This window comes from Rhodococcus sp. NPDC003383, from assembly GCF_053589115.1.
The window spans coordinates 84,489-100,484 of the sequence record NZ_JBSFRG010000011.1; the positions used below are offsets into that span (position 1 = coordinate 84,489).

Sequence of the window (15,996 nt, forward strand, 5' to 3'; positions counted from 1 at the left end):
GCGGCGGAGCAGTGGGTCAGCCGACGCCGCGGTTGCGTTCCTCGACCGATTCCGCCGCGTCGGCGGAGTCGAGTCCCGCGACCCATCCGGTGATGCGACGGGCCACGTCCTGCGCGGTCAACCCGAGTTCCTGGTGGATCTGACTGCGCGAGGCGTGCTCGAGGAACCGTTGCGGCACACCCAGTTCGCGGGTGGGCACGTCGACGTCGGCGTCGCTGAGCGCAGCCGCGACCGCGGATCCGACACCTCCGTGCACGCCGCTGTCCTCCACGGTCACCACGACCCGGAAATTGCGGGCGAGTTCGGTCACCGCGGCCGGGACCGGCAGCACCCACCGCGGGTCGACGACCGCGGCGGTGATGCCCTGCTGCGCGAGGCGTTCGGCGGTGTCGAGCGCCAGACCGGCGAACGCGCCGACGGCAACGAGCAGCACGTCGCCGCTGCGCCCGTCCGGCATCCGCAGCACGTCGACGGTTCCGTCGAGACGTTCGAGCGCCGGAATGTCCTCGCCCACCGCTCCTTTCGGGAACCGCAGAGCAGTCGGGCCGTCGTCGACCGCGAGCGCCTCGCCGAGTTCCTCGCGCAGGGTCGCGCCGTCACGCGGTGCGGCCACGCGGATGCCGGGCACGATTCCCAGCAGCGAGAAGTCCCACATGCCGTTGTGGCTGGCGCCGTCGGAGCCGGTGATACCCGCCCGGTCGAGCACGAGGGTGACCGGCAGCTTGTGCAGGGCCACGTCCATGAGCAACTGGTCGAACGCGCGGTTGAGGAACGTCGAGTACACCGCGACCACCGGGTGCAGGCCGCCCAGCGCCAGGCCCGCCGCGGAGGTGACCGCATGCTGCTCGGCGATGCCGACGTCGAACATCCGGTCCGGGAACCGTTCGCCGAACTTGGCAAGCCCGGTCGGCCCGGCCATCGCGGCGGTGATCGCCACGATGTCGGCGCGATCCTGTGCCTGCGCGATGAGTTCGTCGGAGAACACCGACGTCCAGTCCGGCACCGACGCCGAGGACGTGGACCGGCCGGTGCGGGGATCCATGACGCCGGTCGCGTGCATCTGGTCGGCCAGGTGGTTCTCGGCCGGAGCGTAGCCGGCGCCCTTCCGGGTGACCGCGTGCACGAGGACCGGTCCGCCGTACGCCTTGGCGCGGCGCAGGGCCCCCTCGAGGGCGGGTTCGTCGTGCCCGTCGACGGGACCGAGGTACTTGATGCCCAGATCCGTGAACATCACCTGCGGGCTGATCGCATCCTTGATGCCGGCCTTCATCCCGTGCAGCACCGAGTAGGCGGCCGGACCGACCCACGGCAGCTTCTTCACGAAGCGCCGGCCGTTGTCGAGAAGTTTCTCGTAGCCCGGCTGCATCCGCAGTGCCGCCAGGTGGTCGGCGAGACCCCCGATGGTCGGCGCATAGGAGCGTCCGTTGTCGTTGACGACGATGACCACCGACCGGTCCTTACCGGCGGCGATGTTGTTGAGCGCTTCCCAGCACATGCCACCGGTGAGGGCGCCGTCGCCGACGACCGCGACGACCGTGCGGTCGCGCTGCCCGGTGAGCGCGTACGCCTTGGCCAGGCCGTCCGCGTAGGACAGGGCCGCCGACGCGTGCGAGGACTCGATCCAGTCGTGCTCGCTCTCGGCGCGGCAGGGATAACCGGACAGGCCACCCTTCTGGCGCAGCGTGTCGAAGCTGTCGGCGCGACCGGTGAGGATCTTGTGGACGTAGGCCTGGTGGCCGGTGTCGAAGAGGATCGGGTCGTGCGGCGAATCGAAGGTGCGGTGCAGGGCGAGGGTCAGTTCGACGACACCGAGGTTCGGGCCGAGGTGACCACCGGTCGCGGAAACCTTCTCGACGAGGAACCGCCGGATCTCACCGGCGAGCTCCTTGACCTCGGCAGGCGTGAGCCGCCGCACGTCGTCGGGCGACTGGATGCGGGAAAGGACACCCAACTGGTTTTGCTCCCTCCGGCTCGACTCACGCGGTGGCGCGCGAGCAGTTCCACTCAGTCTACGGAGCGCAGGAAGCACTTCCGCCCACGCACCGGCCTCACGGCGGGTCTCACATGAGGTTATGACCTCACCGGCGGACCATCGTGATGTTCCTCACAGAAAGGCCCCGATCGTTCACCCGCTCCGCACAGACCGAACGCCGTGCACCAGGGGTACACGGCGTTCGATGCGATTGTCGTGACGGCGGATCAGGACACCGAGACGGGTTCCTTCTCCTCCGGCACCATGTCGATGGTGGTGCGCAGCTGCCGCTTCGGGATGAGGACCACCGCGACGAGGGTCACGACCGCGAACGCAGCGGCGACCAGGAACAGCAGACCGGTGGCGTCGCCGTAGGCGCCGCGGATGATCGCCGCGACCGGCTCCGGCAGAGCGCCCAGGTCGAGGTTGCCGCCGCCGGCGCCCGAACCGGTCTCGATGCCCATCTTCGCGAAGCCCTCGGCCGACAGGGTGGCGACCCGGCTGGCCAGAATGGAGCCGAGGACGGACACGCCGATCGCCCCGCCGAAGGTGCGGAAGAACGCGACCGAGCTGCTGGCCGCACCGATGTTGCGGACGCTGACCGTGTTCTGCACCGCGAGCACCAGGTTCTGCATGAGCATGCCGGTGCCGAGGCCGACGATCGCGATGTACACCCCGATCAGCCACAGCGACGTGGTGTGATCGATCGTGCCCAGGAGCGCGAATCCGGCGAACTGCAGGACGGCACCGCCGATGAGGAAGGCCTTCCACTCACCGAAGCGGGTGATCAGCTGGCCGGAGACGACCGACGAGACGAGCGTGCCCGCGACCATCGGGATGGTCAGGATGCCTGCCTCGGTGGGGCTGAAGCCGCGCGCGGTCTGGAAGTACTGGCCGAGGAAGGTGGTGGCGCCGAACAGGCCGATACCGACGGCGACGGAGGCGATGATCGCCAGTCCGGTGGTGCGCTCGGTGATGATCTTCAGCGGGACGACCGGATCGGCGACCTTGGACTCGACGATCACGGTGGCGACGAGCAGCGCGACGCCGACGATCACGTACAGGGCCGATTCGGTGGAGAACCACTCGAAGCTCGAGCCCGCGAACGAGACCCACACCAGCAGCACGCTGACACCGGCGGTGAGCAGGGTCGCGCCGAGCCAGTCGATGCGCACGTCGCTCTTGCGTTCCGTGGTGATGTGCAGGGTGCGCTGCAGCAGCACCAGGGAAATCACCGCGATCGGCACGCACACGTAGAAGCACCAGCGCCAGCCGAGGGGGCTGTCGACGATGACGCCGCCGAGGATCGGACCGCCGGACATCGCCACCGCCATGACGGCGCCCATGTAGCCGGAGTACCGGCCGCGGTTGCGCGGCGGGATGATCGTGCCGATGATCGCGACGACGAGCGCGGTCAGACCGCCCATACCCAGACCCTGGACGACGCGGGCGGCGAGCAGCACCGGCACGTTGTGGGCGACACCGGCGAGAAGCGAACCGGCGACGAAGATGACGATCGCGGACTGCACGAGCGTCTTCTTGTTGAACAGGTCGGCGAGCTTCCCCCAGATCGGGGTGCTGGCGGCGTTCGCGAGCAGGGCGGTGGTTATGACCCACGCGTACTGGGTCTGGCTGCCCTGCAGGTCACCGATGATGGTGGGCAGCGCCGTCGCGACGATGGTGCTGCTGAGCAGCGCGGTGAACAGCGCGGCGAGAAGTCCGGCGAGGGCTTCGAGGATCTCCCGGTGTGTCATCGAGTCACCCGGGTGTGTCCCCGGTGCTCCGTGTGTCGTTTGCGTCATCAGGCGGTCCTTCGTGCGTTATCGGTGAGAACGGGTGCGAGCGTGTCGTTGAGGCGGCCGAGCACCCGCAGCGCGTCGTCCATTTCGGTTTCGTCCCAGCCGGCGAGTGCGTCCTTCAGGCGCGCGGCGCGGCGGTCCCGGACCCCGCGCAGCAGCTCGACACCGGTGTCGGACACCCTCACTCGGTGGGCGCGTTTGTCGTCCGGGTCGGGATGCCGGTCGATGTAGCCCCGCTCGACGAGCTCCCCGATCTGGCGGCTCAAGGCGGACTGGCTCACACACATCTCGCTGGCGAGTTCGTTCTGCCGGCATTCGCCGGTGCGCCACAAGAGGAAGAGAACCCCCACCAACGCGGCGGGCAGCGCTTCCTCGTCGATCTGCGACAGTGCGGTCCGGACCGTGCGGCCGAGCATGAAGATCACGTCGACCAGGGCGCTTGCCGTGTCCGTGGGAACCGCCATCCGCCTACTCCGTTCGAATCAATTGCTTGCGTCATGCAACTATACGTTAGTTGATTGCTGCAAGCAATTAGCCCTAAAACGGACGAATCCCGGCACGGGCCCACCGTGCCGGGATTGTCGACGACGGTCAGCGCGTGAACAGCGCCAGGCACTCCACGTGGTGCGTCGACGGGAACGCCGCGAACACCCGCAGATCGGCGAGTTCGAAACCGTGCGATCGATACAGCCCCACGTCCCGACCGAACGACGCGGCATCGCATCCGATGTGCACGATCCGCTGCGGCTCCGCCGCGGTGATCGTCTCGATCACCTCGCGGCCCGCGCCCGCGCGCGGCGGATCCAGCACCACCACTTCGGGACGCGGCAGCTCCGCGGCCACCCGTTCGACCCGCCCGTGGTGGAACCGCACCTGCGGCAGGTCCGCGAGGGCGAGAGCGCCGTCGTCGATCGCACTGCGCGACAACTCGACCGACTCGACCCGGCCTCCCTCACCGACCTGGGCGGCCAACGCGGCCGCGAACACCCCGACCCCGCCGTACAGATCCCAGGCCGTCGCCCCCGCGGAGGCATCGGCCCACTCCCCCACGACCCGCGAATAGGTCGCGGCGGCGCCGCGGTGCGCCTGCCAGAATCCGGTCGCGGAGAGCCTCCATTCCCGCGTCCCGACCCGTTCGACCGGACGGCCCGAACCCTCCATCACCTTCTCCGCGCGCGGCGCACTCGCCGCCGCGCGCCGCGCCGACGCACCCCGGCGACCGGGACTACGGCGACCGGTCCGCGACACGTGGGGCGGCGCGATCTCCACGACGTGCCGCTCGCCGTCCGCGTCCAGCACCACCTGCAGTTCGGCACCGGGCTGCCACACCCGGTCGGTCAGCCCGACGTACGCGCGCGCCTCGATCTGAGGGCACGCCAGGTCCGTCTCCACGTCGTGACTGTGGTGCCGGCGGAAGCCCGGGTTTCCGACCCGGTCGACGGCCAGGCGCACCCGGGTCCGCCATCGGGTGCCGTCCGGCTCGCCGCCGGGGAGCAGTTCGACCTCGACCGGCCGGTCGATCCCGCCGAGCCGACGCAACTGTTCCGCCACCACCGCGGCGCCGATGCGCTGTTGCGCGGGCACGCTCGCGTGGGACAGGTCGCAGCAGCCGGCGCCGCCCGGCCCCGAGATCGGGCACACCGGGTGCACCCGGTCGGGCGAGGCCTCCAGGATCTGCACCGCGTCGGCGAAACAGTAGGCCCCACCGCGATCCTCGGTGACGAGCGCAATCACCCGTTCGCCGGGCAACCCGTGCCGGACGAATACCACCCGCCCCTCGTAGCGCGCGACGGTCGAGCCGCCGTGGGCGGGGTTGCCGAGGATCACCTCGATCCGGCGACCCGACCAATCCGTCGGCGGGACCTGCCGTTCGTGCCGGCTCACCGTTGTTCCTCCTGATCGTCGAGTCCGCGCCGTACCGCACCGGGCGCCGCGTCGATTCGTTCCTTGCGTACATCAGCCGACGAGTGCAGCTGCCAGGGCACGCTCGTGACCATCACCCCGGGCTGGAACAGCAGCCTGCTCTTCAGGCGCAGCGCGCTCTGATTGTGCAGAATCTGCTCCCACCAGTGCCCGACCACGTATTCCGGAATGAACACGGTCACCACGTCGCGCGGCGAATCGCGGCGCACCCGCTTGACGTATTCGAGGACCGGGCGCGTGATCTCCCGGTAGGGCGATTCGACGACCTTGAGCGGCACGGTGATGTCGCTGCTCTCCCACTGCCGCACCAGCTGGCGGGTGTCCGCGTCGTCGACGTTGACGGTGACCGCTTCGAGCGTGTCCGGGCGGGTCGCCCGCGCGTACGCGAGGGCGCGCATCGTCGGATGGTGCATCTTCGAGACGAGAACGATCGAGTGCGTGCGACTGGGCAGCACACCGTCCCATTCGGTGCCCTCGAGTTCCGCGGCGACGCTGTCGTAGTGCCGGCGAATCGCCTTCATCAGCCCGAAGATCGCGATCATCGTGACGATCGCGATCCACGCGCCCGCAACGAACTTCGTGATGAGCACGATGACCAGCACGGTCGCGGTCATGACGAGGCCGATCGTGTTGACCACGCGCGACCGGATCATGCGGCGGCGCTGGTTCGGATCGGTCTCCGTCGCCAGGTGCCGGGTCCAGTGCCGGATCATGCCGGTCTGGCTCAGGGTGAACGACACGAACACCCCGACGATGTAGAGCTGGATGAGGTGGGTGACCTCGGCGCCGAACACCCACACGAACACGATCGCGACACCCGACAGGAACAGGATGCCGTTGCTGAACGCGAGGCGATCGCCACGGGTGTGCAGCTGGCGTGGCAGATACCGGTCCTGGGCCAGCACCGACGCGAGCACCGGGAACCCGTTGAACGCCGTGTTGGCGGCGAGCACCAGGATCAGGGCGGTGACGATCGTGATCAGGTAGAAGCCGAGTGGGAAGTCGTCGAACACGGTTTCCGCGAGCTGCGCGATCAGTGTCTTCTGGTGGTATCCCTCCGGGGCGCCCTGCAGCTGGGTCGCCGGGTCCTCGGCGATCACGACACCGATCTTCTCGGCGAGCACGATGATACCCAGCAGCAGCGTGATCGCGATGCCGCCCAGCATCAGCAGGGTCGTCGCCGCGTTGCGCGACTTGGGCTTCCGGAACGCCGGCACGCCGTTGCTGATGGCCTCGACACCGGTCAGGGCGGCACAACCCGAGGAGAAGGCCCGGGCGAGGAGGAACGCGAACGCGATCGCCGTCAGGTTCGACTGTTCGGCCGTCAGCTCGAACCCCGCCGATTCAGCCTGCAGGTCCTCCCCCAGCACGAAGATGCGGGTCAGGCCCCAGACCAGCATGACCAGCACACCGAACATGAATGCGTAAGTGGGGATGGCGAAGGCGGTCCCGGCCTCCCGCAGACCCCGCAGATTCACGGCGGTGAGGATCGCGATGGCGATGATCGCGAAGAGCACCTTGTGCTGCGCGACGAACGGCACCGCCGAGCCGATGTTCGCCGCGGCCGACGAGATCGACACCGCGACGGTGAGCACGTAGTCGACCATGAGGGCGCTGCCGACGGTCAGGCCGGCGGTTGGACCGAGATTGGTGGTCGCGACCTCGTAGTCGCCACCCCCGGACGGATAGGCGTGCACGTTCTGCCGATAGCTGGCCACGACGACGGCCAGCACGATCGCGACCATCACCCCGATCCACGGCGCGAACACGAAGGCCGACATGCCGGCGACCGAAAGGACCAGGAAGATCTCCTCGGGCGCGTACGCCACCGAGGACAATGCGTCCGATGCGAAGACCGGCAAGGCGATCCGCTTCGGCAACAGGGTGTGGCCGAGCGTGTCGCTACGGAACGGCCTACCCAACAACAACCGCTTCGTGGCGGTCGAAAGCTTGGACACTCGCAAAGCCTAAGCCGTCGCACGTCCGATGGACCCCCGACCCGCTCCCCTGTCCGATATGGCCGAATTGTGGAGCCTGGATGCTGGTTGCACGCGCGATCGCCGCACGGGGCGGTACGGTTTCGGTTCGGCAACCCGGCGACCGCCGGACAATGGACGTTGCCGGTCGGGCGTAGCAGCGGAACGGAGATCGAGCGTGTTCGTGGTGGTGATGGGGTGCGGTCGAGTGGGATCGTCGCTGGCCGCAGCACTCGTCCGTCTCGGGAACGAGGTCGCGGTCATCGACCGCGACCCCAGCGCCTTCCTGCGCCTCGGTCCGGACTTTCCCGGACAGACGATCGTCGGCATGGGATTCGACCGGGATGTGCTCGTGCGAGCCGGAATCGAGCGCGCCGACGCCTTCGCCGCGGTGTCGTCGGGTGACAATTCCAACATCATCTCCGCGCGTGTGGCGCGCGAGACATTCGGAATCGAGCGGGTCGTCGCCCGCATCTACGACGCCAAGCGCGCCGCGGTCTACGAGCGGCTCGGCATCCCGACCGTCGCGACCGTCCCGTGGACCACGGACCGCTTCCTGCATGCGCTCGTCCGCGACGCCGAGACCACCCGCTGGCGCGACCCGACGGGGACGGTCGCGGTCGCGGAGGTGAGCCTCCACGAGGACTGGATCGGCCGTAACGTCACGGAACTCGAGGACGCGACACAGTCTCGGGTCGCGTTCATCATCCGCTTCGGTGCCGGGCTGCTGCCCGACCGCAAGACGGTGCTGCAGGCCGACGACCAGGTGTACATCGCGGCGGTGTCGGGCACCGTCGCCGAGGCGCTCGCGCTGGCCGCGAACCCGCCCGCCGAGAACGACTGAGAGGACCACGCAGATGAAGGTGGCGATCGCCGGTGCGGGCGCCGTCGGGCGCTCGATCGCGCGCGAACTCATCCGCAACAAGCACGAGGTCATGCTGCTCGAACGCAAACTCGAGCATGTCGAACCCGAATCGGTACCGGACGCCAAGTGGGTGCACGCCGACGCGTGCGAGCTGAGTCTGCTCGAAGCGGCCGAACTCCAGAACTACGACGTGGTCATCGCCGCCACCGGCGACGACAAGACCAATCTCGTGCTCAGCCTGCTCGCGACCACCGAATTCGCCGTGTCGCGGGTGGTGGCGCGCGTCAACGACCCCCGCAACGAATGGTTGTTCGACGAGTCGTGGGGCGTCGACGTCGCGGTGTCCACGCCGCGGATGCTCGCCGCCCTCGTCGAGGAAGCGGTCTCGGTCGGCGACCTGGTTCGCCTGATGACGCTGCGCAAGGGCGCCAACCTCGTCGAGATCACACTGCCCGACACGACAGCACTCGCCGGCAAGCCGGTCCGGAAGCTGGCTCTGCCGCGCGACGCGGCGCTCGTGACGATCCTGCGGGGCGATCGGGTGATCGTGCCGCAGCCCGACGATCCGCTCGAGGGTGGCGACGAACTGCTGTTCGTCGCGTCCGTCGAGGTCGAACAGGAACTGCGCGAGGCGATCGGGCTCTAGGAGTACCGGTTCCGGTCAGTTGTCGTCGCGGCGCGTCTCGCCGCCCGGCAGCGAGGCGTCCTCGCCCTCGTCGGTGACGGCCGGTTCGACGATGCGATCGGCACGACGCACCGCCCACAGCGTCACCAGCAGCACGACCGCGGTGAGCGGCCAGCCCATGCCGATGCGGGCGACCGCGAGCCAGCCCGTGCGGTCGGCATCGTAGAGGTGGTTCTGCACCAGGTACCGGGCCAGGAAGACCAGCGTCCACGCCACGGTCGCGAGGTCGTAGGCACGCACCGCGTCCCGGTGGGCACGCCACCCGGTGCCCTGGCCGTTGAGCATTCCCCAGATCACGCCGACGAGCGGATAGCGCACCAGCACCGACGCCAGGAAGACCGCGCCGTACGCGAGACTGCTGTAGATCCCGAACAGGAAGTAGCCCTTGGCGTCACCCGTCCGGTGGGCGATGAACGCGCACACCGCCACCCCGATGAACCCCGAGATCGCCGGCTGGATGGGGGTGCGCTGCGCCAGCCGCCACACCAGAACGGCGGTCGCGACGGCGATCGCCGCCCAGATCGCCGCGGTCAGACCCCAGAGGCTGTTGACCGGGACGAAAACCAGGACCGGCAATGTCGAGGACACCAACCCGCTGAATCCACCGAGTTGCTCGAGTACCGTCGGCTGCTTGCTGTCGCTCACTCCTACGAGGGTGCCACAACGGGGCACCGGCACCTTCCGCTCAGGGGGGTGATGATCACGAGCACGCGCGGGCGGATCCCACCGGCCACGCGCCGTCGCCGGGGGCCGGCGACCGAGGATCAGACTCGTTCGCGCAGCTCGTAGTAGGGGTTGTAGATGATCTTCGCGCCGTCGCGTTCTCCGAGGCGGCCGCGGACCAGGATCGTCTTGCCCGGTTCGATGCCCGGGATGCGGCGGCGTCCGATCCACGAGAGCACGACCGAGTCGGTGCCGTCGAACAGTTCTGCCTCGACCGTCGCACTGGCCGCCTTCGAACAGGTCTCGACGCTGCGCAGACGCCCGAACATCGTCACTTCCTCGCCTCGCGTGCATTCGGCGGCCTTGCGGGCTCCGGTCGCCTGGGACGACTCCGCGATCTCCTCGGCGTCGATGCTCTCGATGTCCTCGGTCAACCGGCGGGTCAGTCGGCGGAAGTAACCGGTGGCGGGTGCCATAACAGCGCTCCTGAAACGGGTGCGGCATGGATCGCATTCCGCACATAGGGGTCTCTGACGGCCACTGTAGACCGAATCGAGACCTACAACCACATCCGGTGCGGCACCCTCGATTCGCGTTCGGCACTATCTACGCATGGCCGATGCCGATCCCACTGTGTTCCCCACGCAGGACCTACCTCAAACCGCCGGTGACCTGCCGTTCACCGCGGTCGTCCTGCCCGGAACCGGCTCCGACGCGCAGTTCGCCGACGCCGCGTTCCGGGCCCCGCTCGAGCGTCGCGGCATCCGCGTCGTCGCCGTGGACCCGGACCCGCGGCGCGTCGTCGGCAGCTACCTCGACGCCCTCGACCGTGAGGCCCGCACGGGCGCGATCCTCGCGGGCGGGGTGTCGATCGGCGCTGCAGTGGCCCTGCACTGGGCGGCGCAGCACCCGTCCGATGCAGTCGGGGTCCTGGCGGCGCTTCCGGCGTGGACCGGCTCCCCGGAGAAGGCGCCCGCCGCAGCCAGTGCCCGGTGGACGGCGCACGAGTTGCGTACGCACGGGCTCGAGCCTGTGGTCGCGGCGATGGTCGAATCGAGCCCGGCATGGCTGGGCCGGGAGCTGTCGCGGTCCTGGCGTGCCCAGTGGCCGGACCTGCCGTCCGCGCTCGAGGAGGCCGCGGCCTTCCACGCACTCGACGCGGAGGCTCTCGCGGGCGTGAGGGTGCCGGTCGGGATCACCGCCGCCGTCGACGACGCGGTCCACCCGCTCGCCGTCGCGCAGGAATGGGCCGCTCTGCTGCCCTGCGCCGCTCTGACGACCGTCACCCTCGCCGAGGTCGGTGCAGATCCGGCGATTCTCGGGGCGGGCTGCCTGGCCGTGTGGGAGCGTGTAACCGCGTGACGAACACCCGCGATACCTCCGGCATGTCATTGACATCACAAGTGCAGCCGATCGACGCTGCCTACGTACTGGAAGCCGATCGAGGTCACCACCTCGATCCGCTCAACTTCTGGGTCTTCGACTCCGGGGCCGGGACACCCCCGACCGCCGCGGAGATCACCGAGCACTTCCGCCGGCGTGCACCGATCTATGCGGAGCTGAACCGGCGCTTCGTCGCTGTTCCCGGGCATCTCGACCATGCGTACTGGGTGGCCGACGATCTGCCGGTCGAACAGCGGATCGTGCACGACGAGCGGGTGGGACTGGACTGGCCGGCCCTGCTCGACGTTCTCGAGGACCTGGCTGCCGCCTCCCTCGACGCGCGGGAGACCGCCTGGCGGCTCGACATCTTCCACGGCGTCCGCGACGCTCCGGGCGCGACGGGCCCCGCGACGGTCGTGGTGTTCCGCGGAAACCACTCCCTGATCTCGGGACCGATCGTCCATCCCCTGTGGGAAGCCTTCTACGGCCAGGGCACCGAACCGGTGCACTTTCCCGGCCTGGGACCGGTCGAGCCGCGCCTCAATCCCGTGCTCGCGGCGGCGCGGGGGCTCGCGCGCGCCCCTCGCGCGACGATCCGTTACGTCCGTACGATCCGCGCCGCGGTGCGGGACGCCAAGCAGGCGCGGGCGGCCGGAGCCGCCGGATCGGCGCCCGCACCGGAGCTCACCTCGACCCGGCTCAACCGAGATCCCGGTGACCGTCGGACGCTGCTGGTGCTGCGGCTGGGACGGGTCGGTTCGCTGCCCCGGAACGTCACGGTGACCGCGCTCGCGCTCACCACCATCTCGCTGGCCCTGCAGCGCTATCTCACCGATACGGAGGGCCGGTGCCCACAGGATCTGACCGCGTTCGTCACCCTCGCGGTGGGGGCGGCGCCGGAGTCGCTCGGGATCAACCGAATCGGCTGGACGAACGTCCTACTGCACCCGGGCATCGACGCAATCCCGGAGCGTGCCGCCGCGGTCCAGGCGTCGCTGATCGAGAGTAGAGAGACGGCGACGGCGGCCTCCCTGCGCCGGCTGACCGACGCCGCCTCGATTCCGTCGTTCGTGCTGCCGAGGGAACTCGCCGCGAGCCGACGTCGGCTGGACGCACGCCCGGCCCCGCGCATGCACACCGCGCTCACCAGCATCCGGGTGAAGAACACCACGCCGTGGGCGCTGGCCGGGCGTCCACTCCTGTTCGGTGCGGGTTGCCCACCGTTGACATCGGAGGCAACGCTCATCCACGGGCTGTTCGGCCTCGGAGACGACCTCACCCTGACGGTGATCACCTCACCGGACGTGATGCCGGACGCGCAGCGCTACGCCACGCTGCTCGAGGAGGCCTTCGCCGATGTCCTGGAGGAGGTCAGGCCGGGAGTGTGAGGCCGCGGCCGTGAACCCGGGCGATGAACCCGGCGGATGCGCAAGCGCGGATCCGGCCGGGTTCAGAAGCCGAGCTGCTGCATGGCCGAGCCGGACTCACCCCGCCGCGGTCGCGGCGGTTGCGGCGCGGGTGTCGGAGGCGGGGTCAGCGGCGCTCCCGGCTGCCGGCCGGGGATCTGCTGCCCACCCGGCTGCGGTGGCATCTGTCCCTGCTGAAGCCGCTGTTGCTGGGCCTGCAGCTGGGCCTGCTGTTGCTGCTGGGCGGCCGCAGCGAGCTGCTCGGCCAGCGCCTTCGGAAGCACAACCGGGAGCGGCGTGCGTACCGGATGCGGATCGGTGCCGCGGCGGACGACGGTGTCGGCGACGACCGCCCGCGCGATTTCCACCAGCGGTGCGTTTGCGGCGACCGCACCGGACGGTCCCGCCACGACACAGCGGATCATCCAGCGGTACCCGTCCACGCCGATGAACCGCAGGTCGGCGTTCGGGGTGACGCCGTGCAGTTCACGACCCCAGGGGCCGTCCTCGATGCTCACGGTCGCATTGTCGTTGCGCAGTGTGTCTGCGAGCTCGCCGGCGACTTCGCGCCACTGGCCGGGCGACTTGGGTGCCGCGTAGGCCGTCACAGTGATCCGGCCGTACTGGGTCACCAGGTGCACGGCCTGCGGTGCGCCGTTCTGCGCCATCTCGACCTGGATCTGCCCGCCCGGCGGAATCGGCACGAGAACCGAACCGAGGTCGAGCCGGGTCGTGCCGATCGCGTCCTCACCGATGTCGTCGATGTCGAACGGACCGGTTCCCGGTGCGGGCGGATCACCGCCGGCCTCGTCGTCGTGCTCGTCGTAGTCGTAGGCGGCGTCGTCGACGTAGGTGGACTCGGCGCGGTTCTTCTTACGGCGTCCGAACATGTCACATACCTTCCTTGACGAGCCCGGCGTGCCCGCCGCTCGATCCGTATCCGCCCGCACCACGGGTCGTGCCGTCGAGTTCGTCGACCTCCACGAAATCCACGAGCTCGACCTTCTGGACGACGAGTTGCGCGATGCGATCGCCGCGCCGCAGTTCGATCGGCTGTTCCGGATCGTGGTTGATCAGGCAGACCTTGATCTCGCCGCGATAGCCGGCGTCGATGGTCCCGGGGGTGTTCACGACGGACAGGCCGAACTTCGCAGCCAGGCCGGACCGCGGGTGGATCAGCCCGACGGTGCCGATCGGCAGCGCCACCGCGATGCCGGTTCCGACCAGCACCCGCCTGCCCGGTTCGATGGTCACGTCGGAGGTGGTGCACAGGTCGACGCCGGCGTCACCGGCGTGGGCCCGACGCGGCACGGGGATTCCCGGGTCGAGACGGCGAAGCGGGATGGCTGGTAGCTCGGTCACGTGGACCGAGACTACCCGTGCAGGCGACTACTCTGAACGACGTGTCTGAATCATCTCGTCCCGGGGCCGCCGCCCGCAGCGCGACCGGTTCCCCGACCTACTCCGAACGTCTGTGGGTGCCTCTGTGGTGGTGGCCCCTCGGCTTCGGTGTGGCCGCCCTGCTCGCCGCCGAGCTGAACATGGCGGCTCGCGCCCTGCCGGATTGGCTGCCCTACGTGGTCCTGCTGATCGTTCCGGTGTGGATCCTGTGGTGGCTGTCCCGGAAGGAGATCCGGGTGGTCGGCGGTGAGCTCGTCGTCGACCGCGCTCACCTGCCGATCGACGTGATCGCCCGCGGTGTCGTCGTTCCCGCCAGCGCGAAGAGTGCAGCCATGGGCCGGCAGCTCGATCCGGCCGCCTACGTCTCCCATCGGCCGTGGGTGGGCACGATGGCGCTGGTCGTCCTGAACGATCCGGACGATCCGACACCCTATTGGCTGGTCAGCACAAGGCGGCCAGCAGAACTGCTGGCCGCCTTGGGATGTGCGGACACCTCGAAGAGCTGACACGGCCACGTTCTCTCCGGGGACCGCGGGGCCGTGTCTCCCGCTGTCCCCGGCGCAGCCGTCAGGCCGCGCAGTCCCGGCAGATCAGGACGCCGTTCTCCTCGCTCGCGAGCCGGCTCCGGTGGTGAACCAGGAAACAGCTCGAGCAGGTGAACTCGTCGGCCTGCTTCGGAACGACCCGGACCGACAGCTCCTCACCGGAGAGGTCGGCTCCGGGAAGTTCGAACGATTCGGCCGTATCCGATTCGTCGACGTCTACGACCGCGGACTGCGCCTCGTTGCGTCGCGCCTTCAGTTCCTCGAGTGAATCCTCCGACACCTCGTCGCTGTCGGTTCGCCTCGGTGCGTCGTAGTCAGTCGCCATATCCTCTTACCTCTAGTCCTCGTGCCGATGCTCTTCCGGCGAGCCCTGTTGGTGCTCTCCGGCCAGGGCAACGCCCGACTGTCACGGGAAGTTCCCGCTGGTGGTGTCCCGGTCTCGGACATACCCCGGGCTTCCGTTTCCGAACCCTTGTGGCCGCCTCCCTCGACGACCGGGCCGCCGAACAATAGCCGACGGCGAGGCGAATTTCTCAACCGTTTCGGGCGTGTGCGCGAATTGACGATCAATTGTCATCAACACCACAGCAACTCGAGACATTCCTGGGGCCGACCGCCTCCTCGTGACACGCGGGTGCGACCTCTACAGTGATGTCCGCACCCCCACACAGAACGACGAGAGGCAGGGCGGCGTGGTTTCCCTGATCACCGAGGGCAGCGCGACGGACAAGCGCGGCCGGCCCTTCGTCCGGCGACGCACGGCCCCGGTCGCCGTCCTGTTCGCGATCCTGGCGGCGATCACGATGGTGGTCTGGCTCTCGGTATTCTCGTCGTCGGAGCCGGACACGACGACGGTCGCGTGCAATGCCCCGCCGACCGCGGCGACCGAACCGGGCGGGCCCGAGCCGGCGCCGCTCGGGGAGGTCGTGAGCCGCTCGACGCTGCTCGACGTGGAACCCGCCCCGGTGGCCGCGACCCGGGTGCGCGTATTCAACGCCAACGGCGAACGTGGTCAGGCCACGCACGTCGCGGCCCAGCTCGGTGACTACGGCTTCGCGAGCGCTCCCGACGTGCAGGCCGGCAACGACCCGGTCTACGTCGATCAGAACATGCAGTGCCACGGTCAGATCCGGTTCGGTCCCGACGGGCTCGCCGCCGCCAGCACCGTCTGGCTGGTCGCGCCGTGTGCCGAACTGATCCAGGACACCCGCACCGACGACACCGTCGACCTGGCGCTGGGCACCTACTCGCGCGAGATCTCCCCCAACGCCGACGCCGAGGAGGTCCTGCAGGCACTGCGGGAGGCGCCGGTCGACGGGCAGACCGCTCCGCTGGACATCGATCTGCTCGCCGCCGCACGCACGGCACGCTGCTGAAC

General features: G+C 69.3%; 15 protein-coding genes and 1 pseudogene. 6 read left to right on the top strand and 10 right to left on the bottom strand.

Annotated features, from left to right (window positions below; genetic code table 11):
• Positions 1-16 precede the first annotated feature (16 nt).
• The 5 genes from dxs to ACWDTS_RS12330 form a co-directional block, all read right to left on the bottom strand.
• Entirely contained in the window at positions 17-1,951 is a 1,935-nt protein-coding gene (gene dxs, locus ACWDTS_RS12310; protein WP_450109143.1) for a 1-deoxy-D-xylulose-5-phosphate synthase, read from the bottom strand.
• A gap of 248 nt (positions 1,952-2,199) precedes the next feature.
• A complete protein-coding gene (locus ACWDTS_RS12315; RefSeq protein ID WP_450118266.1) occupies positions 2,200-3,774 on the bottom strand; it encodes an MDR family MFS transporter in 1,575 nt (524 codons plus the stop codon).
• Positions 3,774-4,235 (bottom strand): MarR family winged helix-turn-helix transcriptional regulator, encoded by a 462-nt coding sequence (locus ACWDTS_RS12320; RefSeq protein ID WP_450109141.1) that lies wholly within the window; start codon positions 4,233-4,235, stop codon positions 3,774-3,776. The genes ACWDTS_RS12315 and ACWDTS_RS12320 overlap by 1 nt, the downstream gene beginning before the upstream one ends.
• 127 nt (positions 4,236-4,362) lie before the next feature.
• Entirely contained in the window at positions 4,363-5,655 is a 1,293-nt protein-coding gene (locus ACWDTS_RS12325) for a class I SAM-dependent RNA methyltransferase (RefSeq protein WP_450109140.1), read from the bottom strand.
• A complete protein-coding gene (locus tag ACWDTS_RS12330; protein WP_450109139.1) occupies positions 5,652-7,652 on the bottom strand; it encodes an APC family permease in 2,001 nt (666 codons plus the stop codon). The genes ACWDTS_RS12325 and ACWDTS_RS12330 overlap by 4 nt, the downstream gene beginning before the upstream one ends.
• Before the next feature lie 211 nt (positions 7,653-7,863).
• Here ACWDTS_RS12330 and ACWDTS_RS12335 point away from each other — a divergent pair.
• Positions 7,864-8,472 (top strand): annotated as a pseudogene (locus ACWDTS_RS12335) (potassium channel family protein); the annotation flags it as partial.
• Positions 8,387-9,181, top strand: coding sequence for a potassium channel family protein (locus ACWDTS_RS12340; RefSeq protein WP_450109138.1), 795 nt, complete (start codon positions 8,387-8,389; stop codon positions 9,179-9,181). The pseudogene ACWDTS_RS12335 and the gene ACWDTS_RS12340, both read left to right, overlap by 86 nt.
• A gap of 15 nt (positions 9,182-9,196) precedes the next feature.
• Here the strand turns inward: ACWDTS_RS12340 and ACWDTS_RS12345 are convergent, their stop codons facing one another.
• Both ACWDTS_RS12345 and ACWDTS_RS12350 read right to left on the bottom strand, forming a co-directional pair.
• Entirely contained in the window at positions 9,197-9,865 is a 669-nt protein-coding gene (locus tag ACWDTS_RS12345) for a DUF3159 domain-containing protein (RefSeq protein WP_450109137.1), read from the bottom strand.
• Between the two features lie 119 nt (positions 9,866-9,984).
• Positions 9,985-10,359 (bottom strand): OB-fold nucleic acid binding domain-containing protein, encoded by a 375-nt coding sequence (locus ACWDTS_RS12350; RefSeq protein WP_197252645.1) that lies wholly within the window; start codon positions 10,357-10,359, stop codon positions 9,985-9,987.
• 136 nt (positions 10,360-10,495) lie between these two features.
• Here ACWDTS_RS12350 and ACWDTS_RS12355 point away from each other — a divergent pair, with 136 nt between their 5' ends.
• Complete coding sequence (locus ACWDTS_RS12355) at positions 10,496-11,245, top strand: alpha/beta fold hydrolase (RefSeq protein WP_450118267.1); 750 nt, start codon at positions 10,496-10,498, stop codon at positions 11,243-11,245.
• 23 nt (positions 11,246-11,268) lie between these two features.
• Positions 11,269-12,654 carry a wax ester/triacylglycerol synthase domain-containing protein gene (locus ACWDTS_RS12360; protein WP_450118268.1) on the top strand — a complete coding sequence of 462 codons (1,386 nt, stop codon included), beginning with the start codon at positions 11,269-11,271 and terminating at the stop codon, positions 12,652-12,654.
• A 62-nt stretch (positions 12,655-12,716) separates the two neighbouring features.
• On the opposite strand, the gene ACWDTS_RS12365 is transcribed toward ACWDTS_RS12360, so the two are convergent.
• Positions 12,717-13,562 (bottom strand): DUF3710 domain-containing protein, encoded by an 846-nt coding sequence (locus ACWDTS_RS12365; protein WP_450118269.1) that lies wholly within the window; start codon positions 13,560-13,562, stop codon positions 12,717-12,719.
• 1 nt (position 13,563) lies between these two features.
• Positions 13,564-14,034 (bottom strand): dUTP diphosphatase, encoded by a 471-nt coding sequence (gene dut / locus ACWDTS_RS12370; protein ID WP_197252642.1) that lies wholly within the window; start codon positions 14,032-14,034, stop codon positions 13,564-13,566.
• A gap of 41 nt (positions 14,035-14,075) precedes the next feature.
• Between dut and ACWDTS_RS12375 the strand changes: the two genes are divergently transcribed.
• A complete protein-coding gene (locus tag ACWDTS_RS12375) occupies positions 14,076-14,579 on the top strand; it encodes a DUF3093 domain-containing protein (protein ID WP_450118270.1) in 504 nt (167 codons plus the stop codon).
• 61 nt (positions 14,580-14,640) lie between these two features.
• On the opposite strand, the gene ACWDTS_RS12380 is transcribed toward ACWDTS_RS12375, so the two are convergent.
• Complete coding sequence (locus ACWDTS_RS12380) at positions 14,641-14,943, bottom strand: DUF4193 domain-containing protein (RefSeq protein WP_068162126.1); 303 nt, start codon at positions 14,941-14,943, stop codon at positions 14,641-14,643.
• A gap of 367 nt (positions 14,944-15,310) precedes the next feature.
• On the opposite strand from ACWDTS_RS12380, the gene cei reads away from it, so the two are divergent.
• Positions 15,311-15,994, top strand: coding sequence for an envelope integrity protein Cei (gene cei, locus ACWDTS_RS12385; RefSeq protein ID WP_450118271.1), 684 nt, complete (start codon positions 15,311-15,313; stop codon positions 15,992-15,994).
• The last annotated feature ends 2 nt before the right edge of the window (positions 15,995-15,996 follow it).

Excerpts from the sequence above, each read along its gene's own strand:
- ACWDTS_RS12315 (WP_450118266.1), bottom strand. The coding sequence starts at position 3,774 with ATGACGCAAACGACACACGGAGCACCGGGGACACACCCGGGTGACTCG.
- ACWDTS_RS12320 (WP_450109141.1), bottom strand. The coding sequence starts at position 4,235 with ATGGCGGTTCCCACGGACACGGCAAGCGCCCTGGTCGACGTGATCTTC.
- ACWDTS_RS12350 (WP_197252645.1), bottom strand. The coding sequence starts at position 10,359 with ATGGCACCCGCCACCGGTTACTTCCGCCGACTGACCCGCCGGTTGACC.
- ACWDTS_RS12355 (WP_450118267.1), top strand. The coding sequence starts at position 10,496 with ATGGCCGATGCCGATCCCACTGTGTTCCCCACGCAGGACCTACCTCAA.
- ACWDTS_RS12360 (WP_450118268.1), top strand. The coding sequence starts at position 11,269 with ATGTCATTGACATCACAAGTGCAGCCGATCGACGCTGCCTACGTACTG.
- ACWDTS_RS12365 (WP_450118269.1), bottom strand. The coding sequence starts at position 13,562 with ATGTTCGGACGCCGTAAGAAGAACCGCGCCGAGTCCACCTACGTCGAC.
- ACWDTS_RS12380 (WP_068162126.1), bottom strand. The coding sequence starts at position 14,943 with ATGGCGACTGACTACGACGCACCGAGGCGAACCGACAGCGACGAGGTG.